Genomic DNA, 18,605 nt, shown 5'->3' with positions numbered 1-18,605 from the left:
GGCGATAAGCGCCCATCGCGGTGATGGTGATGGTCAGGCGTGACAGATCCGGGCATGCACGGGAAGCCTGGGACGGCTATCCCCGCCACCTGAACTGATCGTAGGTATCCCATTCCCTCGGCTCGTCGCAGTCCCCGGCACCAGCGAAACGCCGGTCCGGCGCGTCGTCTGGATAAACCAGCAGCGAGAGAGAGGATTCGTTCTTTTGCGAGATCAGCGTCATCTCGCGAACCTCCTCGTCGCCGGGCCAAATTCCCGCCGGATGGACGGTTCCGGTCAGGTTGTCGATCGACGCATCCCGCAGGCCGGCGAGCGAGCGCTCGGGCAGGGCAGTGGTCTGCTGGCGGGCGCGGTAGAAGATGCCGGATTTGATCAGGCGGTCGCTCGACCACGACCAGTCGATAAATCCGTCGTGGGCGACCACGATCATCGCCCGCTTGTTGGTGATCTGGAGCCACTTGAGAATGGCGGCGGTGAGCGAAACGGCGTAGCGGTCGGCCAGATGGAACATCAGGTCCATCGACACGTCTTCGCCTTTGACTTGCTCGCGGAAATCGTCCAGCGGCATCAACAGGTAGGAGGCGAAAGTGTTGGCCTGGGCTTCGGTCTGGCCGAACTCGGATTTCCAGTTCGCCATGTCGCGGCCCGTGCAGCGGATGCCGTCGGGAGAAAGGGTCCTGTGCAGCAGGTAGTGGCCGAGTTCGTGGGCCAGCGTGAAGTTGATGCGGCCCTTGGAGGTGATGGCCTTGTTGTAGATGATGCCCCACTCGCCGCTGCCGTCGGGGGCTGGCATCAGCATGCCTTCGAACTTTTCTGACAGGGCGAGTCCTTCCACCAGAGTGATTGGCGACTCGGGGAACACCTGCCGGGAGTATTCTGTGGCGATCGGCGCCACCTTGATGGGGAAGCGGTTGAGGCCGTGCGCCGCGTGAAACGCCTTGATCAACTTCGACAGATGGATCGCCCAGCCTTCCGGCGTCGTCGGTAGCGTCACTTCTTCTTCCCCCAGACGTCGACCATCTGTTCGATCTTCTTCTGATCCTCGGGGTCGAGCTTGCGGAATTTTCTGAAGAAGGCCTCCTTGGCTACCTCGTCGTTGGGGCCGGCGGTTTCGTCCAGCAGGTAGTCGGTGGTGACGGACAATGCCTGGGCGATGCGGGTCAGCTTTTCCGCCGAAGGTTTGCGGGTGTCGCGGTTTTCCAACTCCCACAGATAGCTTTTGCTGCTCTCGGTGATCTCGGCCAGCTTGTCCAGGGAATAGCCCTTCTCCAGACGGTGCCGTCTGAGCTTTTCACCAAGCGTCGCCATCGCGTTGCAGATTCCCCTGTGTTTCATGGTGCGTGAAATTCGTTCGATATATGGCGAACACGGACGTGCTTGACAAGGAGATTGCGCGCGTGTTCGATATATGTCGAACGACAGCGTATCGCTTGGAGTCCGATCCGGCGGTCCTGCCCAACGAACAATGAGGCCGTCATGCCGGTTGTCTCTAAACTGATTCGTAAGGTCCCCGGTCCCTATCTCCGGGAATATTTCGCCACCAGGAAGATCGCCTTGCCCGATGGGATCGATTGGGAAGGTCGGAGCGCCAAACTGCGGAAGACCTTGACTGCGGCGATCGAAAGTCTTGATCTGCCGACCCTTGAGAGCGTGCGCAACGATGCCGAGCACATCGACGGCATGACCGACGAGGTCGGGCAGTCGGCGCTGAAATTTGGGGCAACGACGGAGCAGCAGGACGTGCTGGCGGAGATCGAGAGTGCCCATGCCCGCGCCCTGTGGATGTTCGTTCACTATCACGACCAGTTCCGCCACGCCGAGGAATCTGCGTCCTTCGACAGGGCGCGCAACAAGAATACCTGGGATTCCTTCATCGCTCCCATTGATCTGACCGTCAGTCGGGAGAAGGCGGATCGCAAAGCCTTGGCCCAAGAATTGGCGACCTTTTTCAAGAGCGACGGCAAGGTCAAGGTGCGGGTCGAAGTGTTTGACCGGAGCCGGGAGGACGAGCCGGAAGGCGGAACCGGTCTGGTGCAGGTGGTTGTCTTGCGGGAAGGCCAGACCGTCAGCCCGATGGTCTTTCCCGAGGACGAACTGGATGAGGATGAGCCGGAACCGGAATTGTTGCCCCACCGGCCGGTGGGGGAACTTGGGTTCACCTATGATCCGGTGACCGGTGTAATCGAAGTGGTCGCGCAGGGGAAGGAGAAGCGCGAGCAGTTGGTGCGCACATTTGCACGCACGCTGCTGGGTCGCGACTTGGAGGCCGAGCGGGTTCCGAAGCGTCCTTACGATCTGTCGGTGTTTATGACGGAACGGGAATTCCAGACCGATCCCGAGGACCGCATCGCCGCGGTGAAGGTGCTTCTGGTCAAGTTCCGGCACGATGATGGGCGGGCGATGGTTACGGTCGAGAGCAAGGATGACTCGGAGACCATTCATGCCGTCGCCGAGCGCCTGTTCAAGGAGCGGAATCCCTTTCGCGGTGGCTATTCCATTCACGAGGTGGTGGTGGCGGTCGTGTTCAAGGCCGACCGGATCAATCCGCGCGGACGCACGGTGTCGGTCAAGCTGCGCCATCCCAACGGTTGCAGCATTGGCGAAACCTGTGCCAAGGAACGGCTGATCCGCCGCAAATACCTGCCCGCCTGGAAGATCGCCACCGATCCGGTGCCCGTCGCATGACGGGGATCAGTCTCGGCTCACTGGCATTCATCTTGTCGCTGGCCGACTACCGCGATCCCGGCACCACGGCGGACATGCTGGTGGAACGCGCCGGAGCGGAAGGCGAGCAGCTGACGGCTGCGGGGGTGCTCTCGCCCGGGCCCAACCGGACCATGATCGACGTCGAACTGTCCGCTGGCGACGGCTCCGCCCGGATCGAGGATGACCCCGTGGGCGGCGGCTTTCGCTACTTCCACCCAGAGGATGGCTACATCTCCCTGGCACCGTCGAGTCTGCGGACGTGGCGCCTGGATCTGTCCCGGCTGGCGGCCCTGGTTGCGCACCTGCTGGGGATGCCGGCGAGTTTCCGGCCGACGCAACTGGTCGATGGCCTGCTGTGGGATCTGGGCACGCCGCGCCTGGGCAAGAAGAACATTCCGGTCCTGTTCGCCGTGCGGCTGGGCGAAGCCGAGGTGCGTGCGCGGGTGCGCGGCGAATTGGATCTGCGTCGTGGCAAACCGCCCGCTCTGGTGCTGACTTCCGGCAGGACCGTAGCCGACGACATTACTCTGCCGACGGTGTCGAGGATTGTGCCGGTGCTCGATGCGCTGGACAAGCGGATGTCGGCAGTCAAGACATTGCCGGCCGCTTTGGATTTGTCCCGTCTCGCGGTGTTTGCCGATCCACGCCCCGCCGTTGCCACGGGGGCAAGCGGCCCGGTCCAATGCAATTCGGATGGTACATGGATTCGCATTCACGGGCGTGAATTCACCTTCCGGCGCAAGCAGGCACGGATCGTGCGCATCCTGTTTGATGCCTGGGAGCGTGGTGACGAGTGGTTCGGTGAGGAAACCGTGCTGGCCGAAGCCGAATACGATTCCAAACGCCTTCAGGACGCGTTCAAGGGCAATCGAGATTGGCAGGACGTGATCGAGGTTCAGGCCGGCCGGTGTCGGCTGCGGATCGACGATCCGTCCTGATCTAATTTCCAGCGGGGTGTTTTCGCCGTCCCTCGGGGCGGCTTTTTTGTGCCCGAATCGCATTCCCCCCGAATTCCTCCCTCCGGCCCCCCCGAATTCCTCCCGGGCGGTTTGCCACTATCCCCGCAGGCTTTGGACCTGATCGGAAGGGAGTGGCAATGACCGTCAAATACTTGACCCAGAACGACATCGCCCAGCGTTGGGCGATCAGCCCGCGCACGCTGGAGCGGTGGCGGTGGCTGGGGATCGGTCCCCGGTATCTGAAGATCCGGGGGCGGGTGCGTTACCGGCAGGAAGACATCGACGCCTACGAGGCCGAGCAGGTGCGTGGCAGCACCTCGGCCACTGCCCCTGCGCTTGGGGGTGTGTCGTGATCGTCGCCGCCGTGCCGCTGGTGCGCGAGGCGGCCTTCCTCGCCTGGTTCGAAGGGGCCACCGCCGGCGAGCGCTTCGCCTATCACGAGGGCCATCTCGGCTTCGACCGCGCCTTCCGGATTTCGCAATTCCCCGAGCCGGTGCGGGCCGAACTCAATCGTGTCGCGGTCCATGCCATGGCGCTGGCCGAGCAGGGGAGGGTGGTGCTCGCCCAGCGCCGCATCGCCGAGGACCGGGTGGCGTATTTCGCCATCAAGGCCAGGGGAGGCAGGGCATGACCATCCCCAACCGCATCACCCTGGACGACCTTGCCGGCATGGAAATCGGCGTCATCGCCGCCTTGCCGGCGGCGGAACTGGCGCTGTTGGCCGATGAGGCCCGCGACGAGCTGGATCGTGCCAAGCGCCTCAAGGATTGGGTCGATGGTGCCATCGACATCAAATATGGCGCCCGCGCCGCCGGTGTCCGCCACGCCGCCGGCAAGGACACCGGCACGGTCCGCTTCGAGGACGGCGGCGTCACCGTGGTGGCCGACCTGCCCAAGCGGGTCCAGTGGGATCAGGCCAGGCTGGCGGCCATCGTCGCCGAGATCCGCGCGGCCGGAGACGATCCCGCCGAATACGTCACCACCGAATTCAAGGTCTCGGAACGGGCCTACGGCGCTTGGCCGTCCTCGATCCGATCCGCCTTCGAACCTGCACGCACCGTCACTGCGGGCAAGTCGATCTACCAGTTCATCAGCACCGAGGAGAAATAGACATGAGCGCCGAAACCGCCATCGAATCCCTGCGTCGCCGCCATTACTCGCTGGAATCCCTGCCCGATGCTATCCGCATCCCGGCACTTGGGCTTCGTCGCGACGAGGAGGTGAAGCCTACCGAGAACGCCACGGTGGACGACATTGCCTTCGCCATCCTGGTTCTGGATGCCGAATGCGATTCGGCCTACAGCCGGCTCGGCGCGCTGCGCAAGCTGCACACCCTGGCCCGCCAGAACGGCGCCATCGGCTCCGATCGCGTGGTCGATGCCATCCCCGCCAGGAAGGGGGGCGTGTGATGGCGATCTCGCTCGCATCGCTGAAACGCAGCACCTGCTTGGCGCCGCCCCGCATCCTGATCCACGGCGTGGCGGGGGTGGGCAAAACCACCTTCGCGGCCGGCGCTCCTGATCCGGTGTTCGTCATCACCGAGGACGGTCTGGGCACCCTGGATGCGCCCCACTTCCCGCTGGCCCGCAGCTTCGACGAGGTGATGGAGGCGCTGGCCGCCCTCTATTCCGAGGAGCACGCCTTTCGCACCGTGGTGGTCGACAGCGTCGACTGGCTGGAGCCGCTGATCTGGGCGCGTGCCTGCAAGGACAATGGCTGGAAGTCGATCGAGGACGCCGGCTACGGCAAGGGCTACGTCGCCGCGCTGGATCTGTGGCGGCAGTACATCGACGGCCTCAACGCGCTGCGCGACGACAAGGGGCTGGCGGTGATCCAGATCGCCCACACCGACATCAAGCGCTTCGACAGCCCCGAGCACGAGCCCTACGACCGCTACATCATCAAGCTGCATGCCCGCGCCGCGGCGCTGATGCAGGAGCATTCCGACGCGGTGCTGTTCGCCAACTACCGCATCAGCACGGTCAAGAGCGACGTCGGCTTCAACAAGAAGGTGACCCGCGCCCTGGGGTCGGGCGAGCGGGTTCTCTACACCGCCGAGCGCCCCGCCTTCCTGGCCAAGAACCGCTACGGCCTGCCCGACGTGCTGCCGCTGTCGTGGGACGCCTTCGCCCAATCCATGCCCCAGACCCAAACCGCCTGATCTGAAAGGAACCGATCATCATGGCCAATATCGGCAATTTCGACGCCTCGACCGTCGACCCCACCAAGCCCATCGACCTGCTGCCGCCCGGCAAATACGTGGTGCAGATCGTCGCCAGCGAAATGCGCGTCACCAAAGACGGCATGGGCCAGTACCTGTGGCTGGAACTGGACGTGCTGGAAGGCGAATGCGCCGGCCGCAAGCTGTTCGATCGCCTCAACCTCGTCAACAACAACCCGAGTACGGTGGAATTCGCCCAGCGCACGCTGTCGGCCATCTGCCACGCCACCGGGCGCATGCAGGTGCAGGACAGCGAGGAACTGCACCTGATCCCCATGCTGGCCGACGTGAAGGTGCAGCCCCCCAAGAACGGCTACGGCGAGAGCAATTCCGTCCGCTACGTGGCGCTGGAGCAGGGTGCGCCCGCACCGGCTTCCGCGCCGCCGCCGCGTCCGGCCGCCCAGCCCCGCCCCGCCGCCGCTCCGGCCACCGCGCCGTGGCGTCGCAATGCCTGACCGCCATCGGTGCCGCCGCCGGAACTGGGCGGCGGCATCGCCCGGACCATCGGAACCACGCCCATGACTGAGACGATGATGACCACCCGAGAGGCCTGCCAGAAACGGCTGATCGGTCTGCGCGACGAGATCGCCGAATTGAAGGCGGAAATCGCCACTGCCGATATGAACCGCCAAGCGCGGCGCGGGCGTGTCGATCCTGCCCGCTTCGTCCGGGCAAGGGCCGAGCTTCGCCACAAGCAAGCCGAGGCGGCGGAGGTTGCCGTCCTGATGTCCCGCCTGCCGGGCCGCAAGGATGCGCTGAAAGACACGCTGATCGCCATGTTCCGCGAGGGCCATGACGATGCCGCCTGGGCCACGGTGATGGACGAGGCGCACCGCCGCCTCGGGGGTGCCGCGTGATGGCTGCCCTGCCGCCCCGCCCGGCGCCCACCGTCGAGGCCATCTACGCCGCCTTCGAGGCCAATGCCGAGGACGGCTTCCGTGTCCACCTGGGCGCGTCGCTGATCGGCAAGGAATGCCAGCGCGCCCTGTGGTTCGATTTCCGCTGGACGACGCGGGCCGATTTTTCCGGCCGCATCCTGCGGCTGTTCGAGACCGGGCAGTTGGAGGAGGCCCGCATCGTCCGCGATCTGCGCCGCACCGGCGCCACCGTGCTGGAGGTCGACCCCGAATCCGGACGCCAGTGGCGGGTCGAGGCCCATGGCGGGCATTTCGGCGGCTCCCTCGACGGCGTGGCGTTGGGCCTGCTGGAGGCGCCCAAGACATGGCATGTGCTGGAGTTCAAGACCCACTCGGCCAAGTCCTTCGCCGAATTGAAGCGCCAGGGCGTGCGTGAGTCCAAGCCGCGCCACTTCGCCCAGATGCAGGTCTACCTGCACCTCACCGGCATGACGCGCGCCATGTACGTGGCGGTGTGCAAGGACACCGACGAGATCCACGTCGAGCGCGTGGCGGTCGATCCGGCGGCGGGCGAGGGACTGCTGGTCAAGGCCGGCAGGGTCATCAACTCGGCTCGCCCGCCGGAGCGCCTGTCCACCGATCCGGCGTGGTGGCAATGTCGGCTGTGCGAGCACCATTCCGTCTGCCACGACGGTGCCGCGGCCGAGCGCAATTGCCGCACCTGCCTCCATTCCACCGCTATCGACGGCGGCTGGCACTGCGCCAAATGGGACCGGATGCTGACGCCCGCCGAGCAGCGGCGCGGCTGCGACCACCACCTCTATGTCCCGGATCTGGTTCCGGGTGAGGCGGTCGATGCCGGCGACGATCACGTCGTCTACCGCTTGAATACCGGCGCCACCTGGATCGACGGGAGGGCGCCATGCTGACACCGCGCCCATACCAGCAGGCGGCGATTGCCTCCATCTACGACTATTTCGGCCGCAAGGCCGGCCACCCCATCGTGGTGATCCCCACGGCCGGCGGCAAGAGTCTGGTCATGGCCAGCTTCATCCATGGCGTGCTGGAGCAGTGGCCCGACCAGCGCATCCTGGTGGTCACCCATGTCCAGGAGCTGATCGCCCAGAATTACGCCGAGCTGATCGGCCTGTGGCCGGACGCCCCCGCCGGCATCTATTCCGCCGGCCTGGGCAAGCGCGACCTCGGCGCCCGCGTCCTGTTCGCCGGCATCCAGTCGATCCACAAGCGGGCCTACGACGTCCAGCAATGCGATCTGGTGCTGATCGACGAGGCCCATTTGATCCCCGGTGCGTCGGACACCATGTACCGGCGCTTTCTCGACACGCTGGCAAGAATCAACCCGCATCTGAAGGTGATCGGCTTCACCGCCACGCCGTATCGCCTCGACAGCGGCATGCTGCACGAAGGTGACGGCGCCTTGTTCACCGACATCGCCTACGAGGTGTCGGTGCGCGACCTGATCGATGCCGGCTTTCTCTGCCCGCTGATCAGCAAGGCGGCCGCCACCCGTCTCGACGTCGCCGGTGTCGGCAGTCGCGGCGGCGAGTTCATTCCCAGCCAGTTGCAGGCCGCGGTCGACAAGGAGGCGATCACCCGCGCCGCCATCGACGAGGTGGTGGCCTATGGCAGGGACCGCCGCTCATGGCTGGCCTTCTGCTCGGGCGTCGAGCACGCTCAGCACGTCGCCCAGGAAATCCGCGGCCGGGGGTTCTCCTGCGCCACCATTTTCGGCGACACCCCCAAGGCCGAGCGCGAGCGCATCCTCGCCGCCTTCAAGCGGGGCGAAATCCGGGCGCTGGCCTCGATGGGGGTGCTGACCACCGGCTTCAACGCCCCCGCCGTCGATCTGATCGCCATGCTGCGCCCGACCAAGTCGGCGGGACTCTACGTGCAGATGGCGGGGCGCGGCACAAGGCTGTTCGCCGGCAAGGACAATTGCCTGGTGCTGGATTTCGCCGGCAATGTCGCCCGCCACGGCCCCATCGATGCGGTCAACCCCTCCGCCCCCGGCAAGGGCGACGGCGAGCCGCCGACCAAGATCTGCCCCAACTGCGACAGCATCATCGCCATCGCGGCCATGGAATGCCCCGATTGCGGCCATGCCTTTCCGCCGCCCAAGGTGAAGATCGACGCCACCGCCAGCACGCTCGAGGTGCTGTCCACCGGCCAGCCGCAATGGGTGACGGTGTCCGACGTCTCTTATGACCTGCACGAGAAGCCGGGAAAGCCGCCCAGCCTGCTGGTCAGCTATCGCTGCGGCATGGTCCGCCATCGCGAATGGGTGTGCATCGAGCACGACGGCTACGCCCGCCAGAAGGCGGTGCAGTGGTGGCAGCGGCGCGCGCCCGGCCGCCCAGTACCGGGCACCGTCGAGCAGGCGCTGCTCCAGGCCGACAGCCTGAGGGTGCCGGTCGAGATCGCTGTCCGCCCCAGCGGACGGTTCACTGAAATCGTCGGAGCACGCCTGCCATGATCGACCCCACCCCCAACGAGATCGCCGCCATGGAATTTGGCGGCCGCATGGGCGGCGAATATCTCGACCACCTCGGCAAAACCGATCTGGCGACGCTGTCGGCCGAGCAATGGGCCATCTTCGTCGAGGCCATCGTCATCGGCTATGGCGACCATTTGCGCGATCTCGCCGGCCGCGACCGGTGCCGCATCGACGACCTTGCCGGGGAGGTGCCATTCTGATGGCGACTGCCCCAACCCCAGCACCGGAAAACTTCATGGCCCGCTTCGGGGCGCGGCTGGTCGACAACGGCTATCCGGTGATCCCCATCTGGCCGGGCACCAAGAAGCCGGGCCGGTACTTATGCAATGCCTGGGCGGATTATCCGTGCTGGACCCGCCATTGCGACCGCCCGACCACGGTGATCGAGGCCGAGACCTGGGCGTCGTGGCCCGAGGCGGCCATCGGTCTGGCCTGCGGCGGGCTGGTCGGCATCGACATCGATGTGCTCGATTCCGATATCGCCCACCAACTGGAGCGGCTGGCCCGGGACATGCTGGGCGACACGCCGCTGCTGCGGATCGGCCGCGCTCCCAAGCGGCTGTTGGTGTACCGCGCGGAGGTGCCGTTTTCGGGGCCGAAGCGGGCGCCGCTGGAGATCCTGGCGCAGGGGCGGCAATTCGTCGCCTTCGCCGTTCACCCGGACACCGGCCGCCCCTATGACTGGCCCGAGGACTCGCCGCTGACGGTGGCGTTCGAGGATCTGCCGGTGGTCACCGAGGACTCTGCCCGCGCCTGGCTGGATGCTGCCATCGCCCTGCTGCCGCCCGCGCTGCGCCCGGCCACCCTGGTGTCGCAGCCCGCCGCAACGCCCGCGACCAGCCCACAGCGCGGTACCCTGGCGGCAGTGCGATCGGCCCTGGCCCACCTTCCCAACGCCGATCTCGACTACGATTCCTGGGTGCGGGTCGGCATGGCGGTGAAGGGCGCCGTGGGGGAGGACGGCGCATCGCTGTTCTCCGCATGGTCGGGGCTGTCGGCCAAGGACGTGCCCGCCACCACCGCCAAGGCCTGGACCAGCTTCCGCCCCACCATCATCGGCGCCGGAACCCTCTATCACCTCGCTCTGGAACGCGGCTGGCAGCCCGATCCCACCATGGTGCTGGACGGCACCGTGCCCCAGGACGCGGTGCATCCCGCCGCCGGCCTGCTGGCCAAGCTGGAGGCCGCGCCCGCCGATCCAGTCCCGCCGGTGCAGCCGTTCGATCTCGACATCCCCGATGGCGTGCTGGGCGACATGGTCGGCTACATGCTGGCCACCGCCCGCCGCCCCCAGCCGGAACTGTCCCTCGGCGCGTCCTTGTGCGCCATCGGAGCGCTGATGGGGCGCAAATACCGCACCGAGAGCAACCTGCGCAGCAACCTCTACATCATCGCCCTGGCCGACAGCGGCTCGGGCAAGAACCACAGCCGCGAGATCATCAACGAACTGTTCTTCGAGGCCGGTCTCGCCCAGTACCTCGGCGGCAACAAGATCGCCTCGGGAGCCGGGCTGCTGACCGCGCTGCACCGCCAGCCCGCCATGCTGCTGCAGATCGACGAGTTCGGGATGTTCCTGGAAGGCATCGCCGACCGCCGTCGCAGCCCGCGCCACCTGACCGAGATCCTCGACAACATGACGGAACTCTTCACCTCGGCGGGCGGGGTGTTCCTGGGCGCCGAGTACGCCAATCGCGACGGCAAGAACGAGCGGCGCGACATCAACCAGCCGTGCCTCTGCGTCTACGGCACCACCGCGCCGACGAGGTTCTGGAACGCCCTGCAATCGGCCAACGTGGTCGACGGCTCCCTGGCCCGCTTCATCGTTCTCGCCACCAGCAACGAATACCCCGACGAGAACGACGGCACCGGCATCCGCACGGCACCGGCCGCCCTGCTGGAGCGGCTGAAACTGATCGCCCAGGGCGGCGGCCATGCTCCCGCCGGCAATCTGGCTGGTCTGACCGCCGACCCAACCACCGCCGTCGATCCCATGGTCGTGCCCATGGATGCCCAGGCCAAGGCCGCCTTCCGGGATTTGTCCGTCCACATCACCGAACGTCTGCGCGAAGCCCGCGGCACGGCATTCACGCCCATCCTGGCCCGCATCGGCGAGAACGCCGCCAAGGTGGCCCTGATCCGGGCGGTGTCGATCGATCCGGTGGCGCCGGTGATCCGCGGCGACGACGCCGATTGGGCGATCCGCTTCGTCGGCACCTGCGCCGACCGCACCATGGGCGAGATCGACCGCCATGTTGCCGACAACGACATCGAGCGAAGTCACAAGCGCCTTCTGGAGATTGTCCGGTCTGCTGGCCCAACCGGCATCAGCAAGAGCGACCTCATCCGCCGCAGCCAGTTCCTCGATCGCCGCCAGAGAGACGAGGTGATCGCAGTTCTCGTGGAAGGCGGAATGATCGAGCCGGTGATGAAGGCCACGGCGACCAAGCCGGCCATGCGCTTCCGTTCAATCGGGAGGGAGGCATGGTAACGGAGGAATTCCTCAATGGCCGGCAAATGCATCCAAGCTTTGAGGATAGGCTAACCCGTTATTCTGACAGGGAAAGCGGGGAATTCCTCAAATTCTTCAATCTTTCCGCCAAAGCACCCTCGCGCGGGCATGTGGGTGGGGTGCCTTCTCTTCACACCTTTTTCGATGAAGTATTGAATATATTGAATTATTTAGAATTATCTATGAAGGACCAATGGGTTAGCCCGTCTCGGGCTGGCTTGAGAATTTCCCTCGATCTTGAGCAATTCGTCCGCCATCCCGGTGGCCGATGGGGCACGCCCCGAATTTCCCTGATGATCGCGAGCGACAGTGCTGCCTTCGGCCCGGCCGCGCTGCCGCCCCTCCACGCTCACCCCTGGAGGAACGACATGACGGCTTCTCTTCAATCACTCCCGAGCCATTCTGCCGATGCGGGCAGCTCGCTGCTGGCGCTGGATTTGGGCTCCACCACCGGATGGGCCATGCGTCTATCCGACGGTACCATTGTTTCCGGCACCATGGCCTTCCGCCCTGGCCGCTACGAGGGCGGGGGCATGCGTTTCCTGCGCTTCCGCTCCTGGCTCGACCACCTGCGGGACGGCGCCAAAGGTATCGGCACGGTGTATTTCGAGGAAGTCCGTCGGCATGCCGGGACCGATGCCGCCCACATCTACGGCGGTTTCCTCGCTCACCTGTCGGCGTGGTGCGAATTCAACCACATCCCCTACCAGGGTGTTCCCGTCGGGGCCATCAAGCGCCACGCCACCGGCAAGGGCAACGCCAGCAAGGACGCGGTCATCGTCGCCATGCGGGGGCGCGGGTTCAATCCCGAGGACGACAACGAGGCCGATGCCCTGGCCATCCTGTCCTGGGCCATCGACACCCACGGGGGTGTGCGATGAGGTGGCATCCCCCGGGCTACGGCGGCAGCCGCCGTGATCCCGAGCAGGTCAAGCGCGACGGCTGGCAGGAGCGTGGTGTCCTGGTCATCGCCGAGGACGACCAGCGCCTGACCTGGCCCGAGCGCGAGCTGGTGCGCCAGTTGGGGGTGAAGCTCTACGGCAAGCGCCCGGAGGTGTTCCATGACTGACATCCGGTGGACACCGTCCCTGGTGGAAGAGAGGTTGGTCGAAGCCGCCGACACGTTGCGCCGGCTGCCCGATGTGCGGGTGCAGGGCTTCGCCAGCACTTGGCCGCCCATGCTCCGCGAGTTCTGGGACTCGTGCGCGGTGGCGGAGATCACCCTGCGACGCCCGCCGCCCTCGGCCGCCGCCATCACCCGCATGGACGGGGCGCTGCCCTGGCTGCGTTTGCTCGATCCGCTCGACGCCCGCATCGTCTGGCTGCGGGCCACCGGCGAGCCGTGGAAGGCCATCTGCTGGAAAGTCGGATTGGCCCGCACCGCCGTCAACGAACACTGGCTTTTCGCCCTGTGCGTCATCGCGTGGAAGCTCAACGGGCGTCGGCTGCCGCGCAACAGGTCGCGGCGGCAGGTGATCATGGCGACCAGATCGGTGGACCAGTGAGAAGGGGGGCGAAGTCGGCCATGCGAACACTTTTCGAACGGACAAAATCGGGCGAATTGGGATAGCCTGCGGTCATGCTGGCGACAGACGCGGACGGCACGGTCCACCCCCAGGACCAGCCGTCCGCATCTCCGGCATCCCCTTAAAATCAATGGTTCCTCCCTGGCACACTCGCTATGCGGGAGGGCTCAGCGCCGAACATCGGTAGCGACAGCCGAAAAATTTAGGGTACCACCCGGTTACCAGTTACCACCCCACGAGGCGCGCCCGGCCAAGGCTGGTGCGCCTTTGGCGTCTTCGGGCAGGGTGGTAGCCGCCCGGTATCCGGCCGTCCGGATTCCACCCCGATTACCACCCCGGATCCGGTTACCAGCCTCATGCATCTTGCTCTTCCCGAGCCGGCCCCGCCGGCCCTCGGCGCGATGTCGTGCGCCACCGGGCTGGTCTACGGCTCGGTGTGCAGCGGCATCGAAGCCGCCACGGTGGCGTGGGAACCCCTGGGCTGGCGACCGGCATTCCTCGCCGAGATCGAGCCATTCCCCTCCGCCGTACTGGCGCACCGTCACCCGGCCATCCCCAACCTGGGTGACATGACCGCCATCGACGGCTCGGCGTGGCGGGGAAAGATCGACGTCCTGGTGGGCGGCACGCCCTGCCAAGCGTTCTCGGTGGCGGGCCGGCGCAAGTCCCTGGACGACGCGCGCGGTAACCTTGCCCTGACCTTCGTGGACCTCGCCGATGCCATCGACCCAACCTGGATCGTCTGGGAGAACGTCCCCGGAGTCCTGTCCACCCGCGACAACGCCTTCGGGTGCCTTCTGGGCGGATTGGCCGGCGAAGATGGTCCGCTTCTCCCGCCAGGGGGCAGATGGGCGGACGCTGGTTGTGTGCTTGGACCCGCGCGGACAGTCGCATGGCGGGTGCTCGATGCCCAACATTTCGGCCTGGCCCAACGACGCCGTCGCGTGTTCGTTGTGGCGGGTCCTGGAGACCGGGCCGATCCCGTCGCGGTACTATTTGAGCGCGAAGGCGTGCGCCGGGATTCTCCGCCGCGCCGCCAACCGCAACAAGGTGTTGCCGGAACCCTTGCGGGCGGCGCTCGCCGCCGTGGCGGGTTCAGCCTCGACGATCTGCCCGTCGCCTTCGGCGGCAACAACACATCAGGCTCCATCGACATCGCCACCGCCCTGAATGCCTGTTCCTCGGCCAGCGGGCGGATGGATTTCGAGACCGAAACCTTCGTCACCCATTCCCTGCGTGGCGAGGGCTTCGACGCTTCCGAGGACGGCACCGGGCGCGGTACGCCGCTGGTTCCGGTCGCCTTCGACTGCAAGGCCAGCACCCCGGTTGCCGCCGGAGCCATTGCTCCGACGCTGCGGGCGATGAATGCGGTGGGTCGCGACAATGCCGGTGGCCAGTTGGCCGTCCAGCATGGCATGGCGGTTCGACGTCTCACTCCGACCGAGTGCGAGCGACTGCAAGGTTTCCCCGACCACTACACCCGCATCCCCTGGCGCGGTCGCCCGGCGGATCGCTGCCCCGATGGCCCGCGCTATCGGGCGCTGGGCAACTCCATGGCCGTGCCGGTGATGGCATGGATCGGCAACCGCATCCAGGCCGCAGGGAATCGATGATGACCCGCAATCCCTATCGCATCGAGGGCCCGGCGCTGGTGTCGTTCTCGGGCGGGCGCACGTCCGGCTACATGCTGCGCCAGATCATGGATGCCCACGAGGGTCGTCTGCCCGCCGACGTCCATGTGGTGTTCTTTAACACCGGCCGTGAATTCGAGCAGACGCTGCGCTTCGTCCACGAATGCTCGGTGCGCTGGCAGGTGCCGATCAACTGGCTGGAATACGATCCCGCCGAGCCGTTCGACACCGGCGTGGTCGGCTACAACAGCGCCGCCCGCGACGGCGAGCCCTTCGCCAAGGTGGTCCGGGCGCGGGGCTTCCTGCCCAACCCGACCATGCGGCTTTGCACCCATTACCTGAAGGTCAAGCGCGGCATCGCGTTCATGCGTGACATGCTGGGCTACCCGGAATGGGTCAACGTAGTCGGCCTGCGCCATGACGAGCCCCGCCGGGTCGCCCGCCAGAAGGCCATGAACGAGGCCGGCAAGGAGCGGTTCGAGACCGTCCTGCCGCTGGATCAGGCCCGCGTTACCCGCCAGGACGTCTCGGCGTTCTGGAAGCGCCAGCCCTTCGATCTCGGCCTGCCCGACAACAACGGCAAGACGCCGCTCGGCAATTGTGACCTCTGCTTCATGAAGGGCGCGGCCACCATCCAGGGGATCATGCGCCTGTTCCCTGAGCGCGCCCGTTGGTGGATCGGCATGGAGCGCGATGCTCCGGCCATGGGCACTCTGACCAAGCCGGAAATGGCACTGTTCCGTGCCGACCGGCCCAGCTACCGCGAGATGTTCCGGTTCGTCCGCCGCCAACGGGATTTCGAGGGCGGCCCTTCCGATGATTGCCTGCCCTGCGACTGCACGGACTGATCATGCCCCATCCGCTTCCCGACACGGTCGAGCATTGGCCGCTCGACCGGTTGCGCCCCTATGATCGCAACGCGCGGACTCATTCGGACAGCCAGGTGGCGCAAATCGCCGCCAGCATCGTCGAGTTCGGCTTCACCAATCCCATCCTCGCCGATGGCCAGGGCAACATCATTGCCGGCCACGGTCGGCTGGCAGCCGCCAAGCAGCTTGGCCTCAACACTGTGCCGGTGCTGGTGCTCGACCACCTGACCGAGGCCCAGCGCCGCGCCTATGTGCTGGCCGACAACAAGCTGGCCCTCAATGCCGACTGGGACGAGGAACTTCTGGCGGCGGAACTGCATGCGCTCAACGGCGACGGCCTCGACCTTGGGCTGACCGGCTTCTCCGACGAGGAACTGGCCGACCTGATGGCCCCGCTCGACGACGATCCGGACGAGGATGCGGCCGGCGGCGGGGATGACGATGATGCCACCCCCGAGCCGCCCCGCGACCCGGTGTCGCGTCCCGGCGACCTCTGGCATTTCGGCAATCACCGCCTGCTGTGCGGCGACTCCACCGATGCGGCGGCAATCGCCATGCTGATGGCGGGGGAGATGGCGGCGCTGGTGTTCACCTCACCGCCCTACGGCCAGCAGCGGGACTACGCCTCGGGCGGGATCGCCGATTGGGACCGGCTGATGGCCGGCGTGTTTGCCACCTTGCCGGTGAAGCCCAATGCCCAGGTGCTGGTCAATCTCGGCCTGATCCACCGTGACGGTGAATGGGTGCCGTACTGGCGCGGCTGGCTCGACGCCATGCGCGAGTCCGGCTGGCGTCAGTTCGGGTTGTACGTTTGGGACCAGGGCCCTGGGCTGCCGGGCGATTGGGGCGGGCGGCTCGCCCCCGCCTTCGAACTGGTGTTCCACTTCAACAAGGTCTCGCGCAAGCCCAACAAGATCGTCGCCTGCGCCCATGCCGGCGAGACGTTGGGCGGTGGGGGCCTGCGGGCCGCCGATGGCACGGTGTCGAGGAAGACCGGCCACGGCAATGCCATCCAGGACACCCGCATTCCCGACAGCGTGCTGCGGGTGACCCGCCACAAGGGTGCCATCGAAGGCGACGGCAGTCATCCGGCGGTGTTCCCGGTGGCGCTGCCGGATTTCGTGATGCGGACCTATTCGGCCGAGCGCGAGGTGGTGTTCGAGCCGTTTTCCGGATCGGGCAGCACCATCATCGCTGGCCAGCGGTGCGGGCGGAAGGTCCGCGCCATGGAACTGGCTCCCGCCTATTGCGACGTGGCGATCCTGCGCTGGCAGGCGCTGTTTCCCGAAATCCCGGTGACGCTGGCCGATGGCCGCCCGTTTGCGGCGGTGGCGGCCGAGCGCGGAGTTGACCATGCTGGTTGAAGCGATCGAGAAATGGCCGCTCGACCGGCTGCTGCCCTATGCCGCCAATGCCCGGACGCATTCCGAAACCCAGGTGGCGCAGCTGGCCGGCAGCATCGCTGAATTCGGCTTCAACGTGCCGGTGCTAGTGGACGAGAGGGGTGTGCTGATCGCCGGCCACGGCCGCCTGCTCGCCGCCCGTCATCTCGGGCTGGCCGAGGTGCCGGTGATCCGGCTCGATCACCTGACCGATGCCCAGGCCCGCGCCTATCGTCTGGCCGACAACCAGCTGGCGCTGAATGCCGGCTGGGACGACGAACTGCTGGCCGCCGAGCTGGCCCGCCTCCAGGAGGAAGGCTTCAGCCTCGACCTGATCGGCTTCTCCGACGAGGATCTGGACCGGCTGATGGCCGACGCGGAAGCCGAGGGCGACGGTGCCAGCCAGACCGACGACGAGGATGACATCCCCGAGCCGCCCGCCGACCCGGTAACGCGGCCCGGCGATCTGTGGATCCTGGGCCAGCACCGCCTGCTGTGCGGCGACAGCACCAACGCTACCGATGTCGAGCGCCTGCTGGCCGGGGCGACGCCGCATCTGATGGTCACCGATCCGCCCTACGGCGTCGAATACGATCCGTCCTGGCGCAATCAGGCCGGGGTGTCGTCCACCACCCGCACCGGCAAGGTCGCCAACGACGACCGCGCCGACTGGCGGGAAGCCTGGGCGCTGTTTCCCGGTGAGGTGGCCTATGTCTGGCACGCGGCGATCTTCGCCAAGATTGTGGCCGACAGCCTGGAGGCCAATGACTTCAAGGTCCGCGCCCAGATCATCTGGTCGAAGCCGCGCTTCGTTCTGGGCCGTGGTGATTACCACTGGCAGCACGAACCTTGCATTTATGCCGTGCGCAAGAATGGCACCGGCCATTGGCAGGGAGCGCGGGATCAGGCCACGGTGTGGGCCATCGGCAACGGTGGTGACGAGGACGAGGCCACGGTTCACGGCACCCAGAAGCCGGTGGAATGCATGCGCCGCCCCATCCTCAACAACAGCGCCGAGGGCGATGGGGTGTACGAGCCGTTCGCCGGCAGCGGCACCACGGTGATCGCCGCCGAGACCACGGGGCGCATCTGCTTTGCCATGGAGCTGAACCCAGCCTATTGCGATGTGATTGTCGGTCGCTGGCAGAAGCTGTCCGGGCGGAAGGCCGTGCTGGACGGCGATGGCCGGTCCTTCGACGAACTCACCGCCGGGAAGGCTGTCAGCGCCGGGTGATCCGGCGCAGGGAATGCTGGTACTTGGCGTCGGTGGGTTTCCAGTTCAGCGGCTGGCAGCCGAGCCGCAGGTCACGTTCCCAGAATTCGAGGATCTGCTGGTTGGAATAGCCCTTGCCCCGGAAATATTCGAAGTCGGTCTGCGACCACTGCGGATGGGCCTTCAGGGCGGCGGTGGGGCGGACGGTCAGGGCCAT

The 18,605-nt window shown here is 66.4% G+C and carries 23 protein-coding genes; 20 read left to right on the top strand and 3 right to left on the bottom strand.

Annotated features, from left to right (window positions below):
• Positions 1-76: 76 nt before the first annotated feature.
• Entirely contained in the window at positions 77-994 is a 918-nt protein-coding gene (locus MTBUT4_RS03455; RefSeq protein WP_173978269.1) for an ImmA/IrrE family metallo-endopeptidase, read from the bottom strand.
• Positions 991-1,308 carry a helix-turn-helix domain-containing protein gene (locus MTBUT4_RS03450; RefSeq protein ID WP_173978268.1) on the bottom strand — a complete coding sequence of 106 codons (318 nt, stop codon included), beginning with the start codon at positions 1,306-1,308 and terminating at the stop codon, positions 991-993. Before MTBUT4_RS03450 ends, MTBUT4_RS03455 begins: the two co-directional genes overlap by 4 nt.
• Positions 1,309-1,476: 168 nt before the next feature.
• Here MTBUT4_RS03450 and MTBUT4_RS03445 point away from each other — a divergent pair, with 168 nt between their 5' ends.
• From MTBUT4_RS03445 to MTBUT4_RS03350, 20 genes are all read left to right on the top strand, one after another.
• Complete coding sequence (locus MTBUT4_RS03445) at positions 1,477-2,685, top strand: hypothetical protein (protein WP_173978267.1); 1,209 nt, start codon at positions 1,477-1,479, stop codon at positions 2,683-2,685.
• A complete protein-coding gene (locus tag MTBUT4_RS03440) occupies positions 2,682-3,644 on the top strand; it encodes a hypothetical protein (RefSeq protein WP_173978266.1) in 963 nt (320 codons plus the stop codon). Before MTBUT4_RS03445 ends, MTBUT4_RS03440 begins: the two co-directional genes overlap by 4 nt.
• Positions 3,645-3,802: 158 nt before the next feature.
• Positions 3,803-4,018, top strand: a complete 216-nt coding sequence (locus MTBUT4_RS03435; RefSeq protein WP_173978265.1) for an AlpA family transcriptional regulator — start codon at positions 3,803-3,805, stop codon at positions 4,016-4,018.
• Positions 4,015-4,296 (top strand): hypothetical protein, encoded by a 282-nt coding sequence (locus tag MTBUT4_RS03430; RefSeq protein WP_173978264.1) that lies wholly within the window; start codon positions 4,015-4,017, stop codon positions 4,294-4,296. The genes MTBUT4_RS03435 and MTBUT4_RS03430 overlap by 4 nt, the downstream gene beginning before the upstream one ends.
• Positions 4,293-4,775, top strand: a complete 483-nt coding sequence (locus tag MTBUT4_RS03425; protein WP_173978263.1) for a hypothetical protein — start codon at positions 4,293-4,295, stop codon at positions 4,773-4,775. The genes MTBUT4_RS03430 and MTBUT4_RS03425 overlap by 4 nt, the downstream gene beginning before the upstream one ends.
• Before the next feature lie 2 nt (positions 4,776-4,777).
• Complete coding sequence (locus MTBUT4_RS03420) at positions 4,778-5,074, top strand: hypothetical protein (RefSeq protein ID WP_173978262.1); 297 nt, start codon at positions 4,778-4,780, stop codon at positions 5,072-5,074.
• On the top strand, positions 5,074-5,826 hold the full coding sequence (locus MTBUT4_RS03415; RefSeq protein ID WP_173978261.1) for an ATP-binding protein: 753 nt from the start codon (positions 5,074-5,076) through the stop codon (positions 5,824-5,826). Before MTBUT4_RS03420 ends, MTBUT4_RS03415 begins: the two co-directional genes overlap by 1 nt.
• Positions 5,827-5,846: 20 nt before the next feature.
• Entirely contained in the window at positions 5,847-6,341 is a 495-nt protein-coding gene (locus MTBUT4_RS03410) for a DUF669 domain-containing protein (RefSeq protein WP_173978260.1), read from the top strand.
• Between the two features lie 9 nt (positions 6,342-6,350).
• Positions 6,351-6,743: a hypothetical protein gene (locus tag MTBUT4_RS03405; protein ID WP_254434721.1), complete on the top strand. Its 393-nt coding sequence runs from the start codon at positions 6,351-6,353 to the stop codon at positions 6,741-6,743.
• Positions 6,743-7,672, top strand: coding sequence for a PD-(D/E)XK nuclease family protein (locus tag MTBUT4_RS03400; protein ID WP_173978259.1), 930 nt, complete (start codon positions 6,743-6,745; stop codon positions 7,670-7,672). Before MTBUT4_RS03405 ends, MTBUT4_RS03400 begins: the two co-directional genes overlap by 1 nt.
• Positions 7,666-9,237, top strand: coding sequence for a DEAD/DEAH box helicase (locus MTBUT4_RS03395; protein WP_173978258.1), 1,572 nt, complete (start codon positions 7,666-7,668; stop codon positions 9,235-9,237). The genes MTBUT4_RS03400 and MTBUT4_RS03395 overlap by 7 nt, the downstream gene beginning before the upstream one ends.
• Complete coding sequence (locus tag MTBUT4_RS03390; RefSeq protein ID WP_173978257.1) at positions 9,234-9,458, top strand: DUF6511 domain-containing protein; 225 nt, start codon at positions 9,234-9,236, stop codon at positions 9,456-9,458. Before MTBUT4_RS03395 ends, MTBUT4_RS03390 begins: the two co-directional genes overlap by 4 nt.
• Positions 9,459-9,493: 35 nt before the next feature.
• Positions 9,494-11,746, top strand: a complete 2,253-nt coding sequence (locus MTBUT4_RS03385; protein WP_173978256.1) for a PriCT-2 domain-containing protein — start codon at positions 9,494-9,496, stop codon at positions 11,744-11,746.
• A 389-nt stretch (positions 11,747-12,135) separates the two neighbouring features.
• Positions 12,136-12,648: a crossover junction endodeoxyribonuclease RuvC gene (locus MTBUT4_RS03380; RefSeq protein WP_173978255.1), complete on the top strand. Its 513-nt coding sequence runs from the start codon at positions 12,136-12,138 to the stop codon at positions 12,646-12,648.
• A complete protein-coding gene (locus MTBUT4_RS03375; RefSeq protein ID WP_173978254.1) occupies positions 12,645-12,836 on the top strand; it encodes a hypothetical protein in 192 nt (63 codons plus the stop codon). The genes MTBUT4_RS03380 and MTBUT4_RS03375 overlap by 4 nt, the downstream gene beginning before the upstream one ends.
• Positions 12,829-13,272 carry a DUF6362 family protein gene (locus MTBUT4_RS03370; protein WP_173978253.1) on the top strand — a complete coding sequence of 148 codons (444 nt, stop codon included), beginning with the start codon at positions 12,829-12,831 and terminating at the stop codon, positions 13,270-13,272. The genes MTBUT4_RS03375 and MTBUT4_RS03370 overlap by 8 nt, the downstream gene beginning before the upstream one ends.
• Positions 13,273-13,649: 377 nt before the next feature.
• The gene (locus tag MTBUT4_RS03365) at positions 13,650-14,906 is read left to right on the top strand and encodes a DNA cytosine methyltransferase (RefSeq protein WP_173978252.1); all 1,257 of its coding nucleotides are present in this window, start codon (positions 13,650-13,652) and stop codon (positions 14,904-14,906) included.
• Positions 14,906-15,772, top strand: coding sequence for a phosphoadenosine phosphosulfate reductase family protein (locus tag MTBUT4_RS03360; protein ID WP_254434720.1), 867 nt, complete (start codon positions 14,906-14,908; stop codon positions 15,770-15,772). Before MTBUT4_RS03365 ends, MTBUT4_RS03360 begins: the two co-directional genes overlap by 1 nt.
• A 2-nt stretch (positions 15,773-15,774) precedes the next feature.
• Positions 15,775-17,157, top strand: a complete 1,383-nt coding sequence (locus MTBUT4_RS03355) for a site-specific DNA-methyltransferase (protein ID WP_173978250.1) — start codon at positions 15,775-15,777, stop codon at positions 17,155-17,157.
• A complete protein-coding gene (locus MTBUT4_RS03350) occupies positions 17,147-18,409 on the top strand; it encodes a site-specific DNA-methyltransferase (RefSeq protein WP_173978249.1) in 1,263 nt (420 codons plus the stop codon). The genes MTBUT4_RS03355 and MTBUT4_RS03350 overlap by 11 nt, the downstream gene beginning before the upstream one ends.
• Here MTBUT4_RS03350 and MTBUT4_RS03345 read toward each other — a convergent pair.
• On the bottom strand, positions 18,396-18,605 hold the full coding sequence (locus tag MTBUT4_RS03345) for a hypothetical protein (protein WP_254432374.1): 210 nt from the start codon (positions 18,603-18,605) through the stop codon (positions 18,396-18,398). The genes MTBUT4_RS03350 and MTBUT4_RS03345 overlap by 14 nt on opposite strands.

Origin of the sequence: Magnetospirillum sp. UT-4 (assembly GCF_902729435.1) — a bacterium.
Lineage (GTDB): Bacteria > Pseudomonadota > Alphaproteobacteria > Rhodospirillales > Magnetospirillaceae > Magnetospirillum.
Note: the sequence above shows the minus strand (reverse complement) of the source record. Positions and strands in the feature narration are given on the sequence as shown.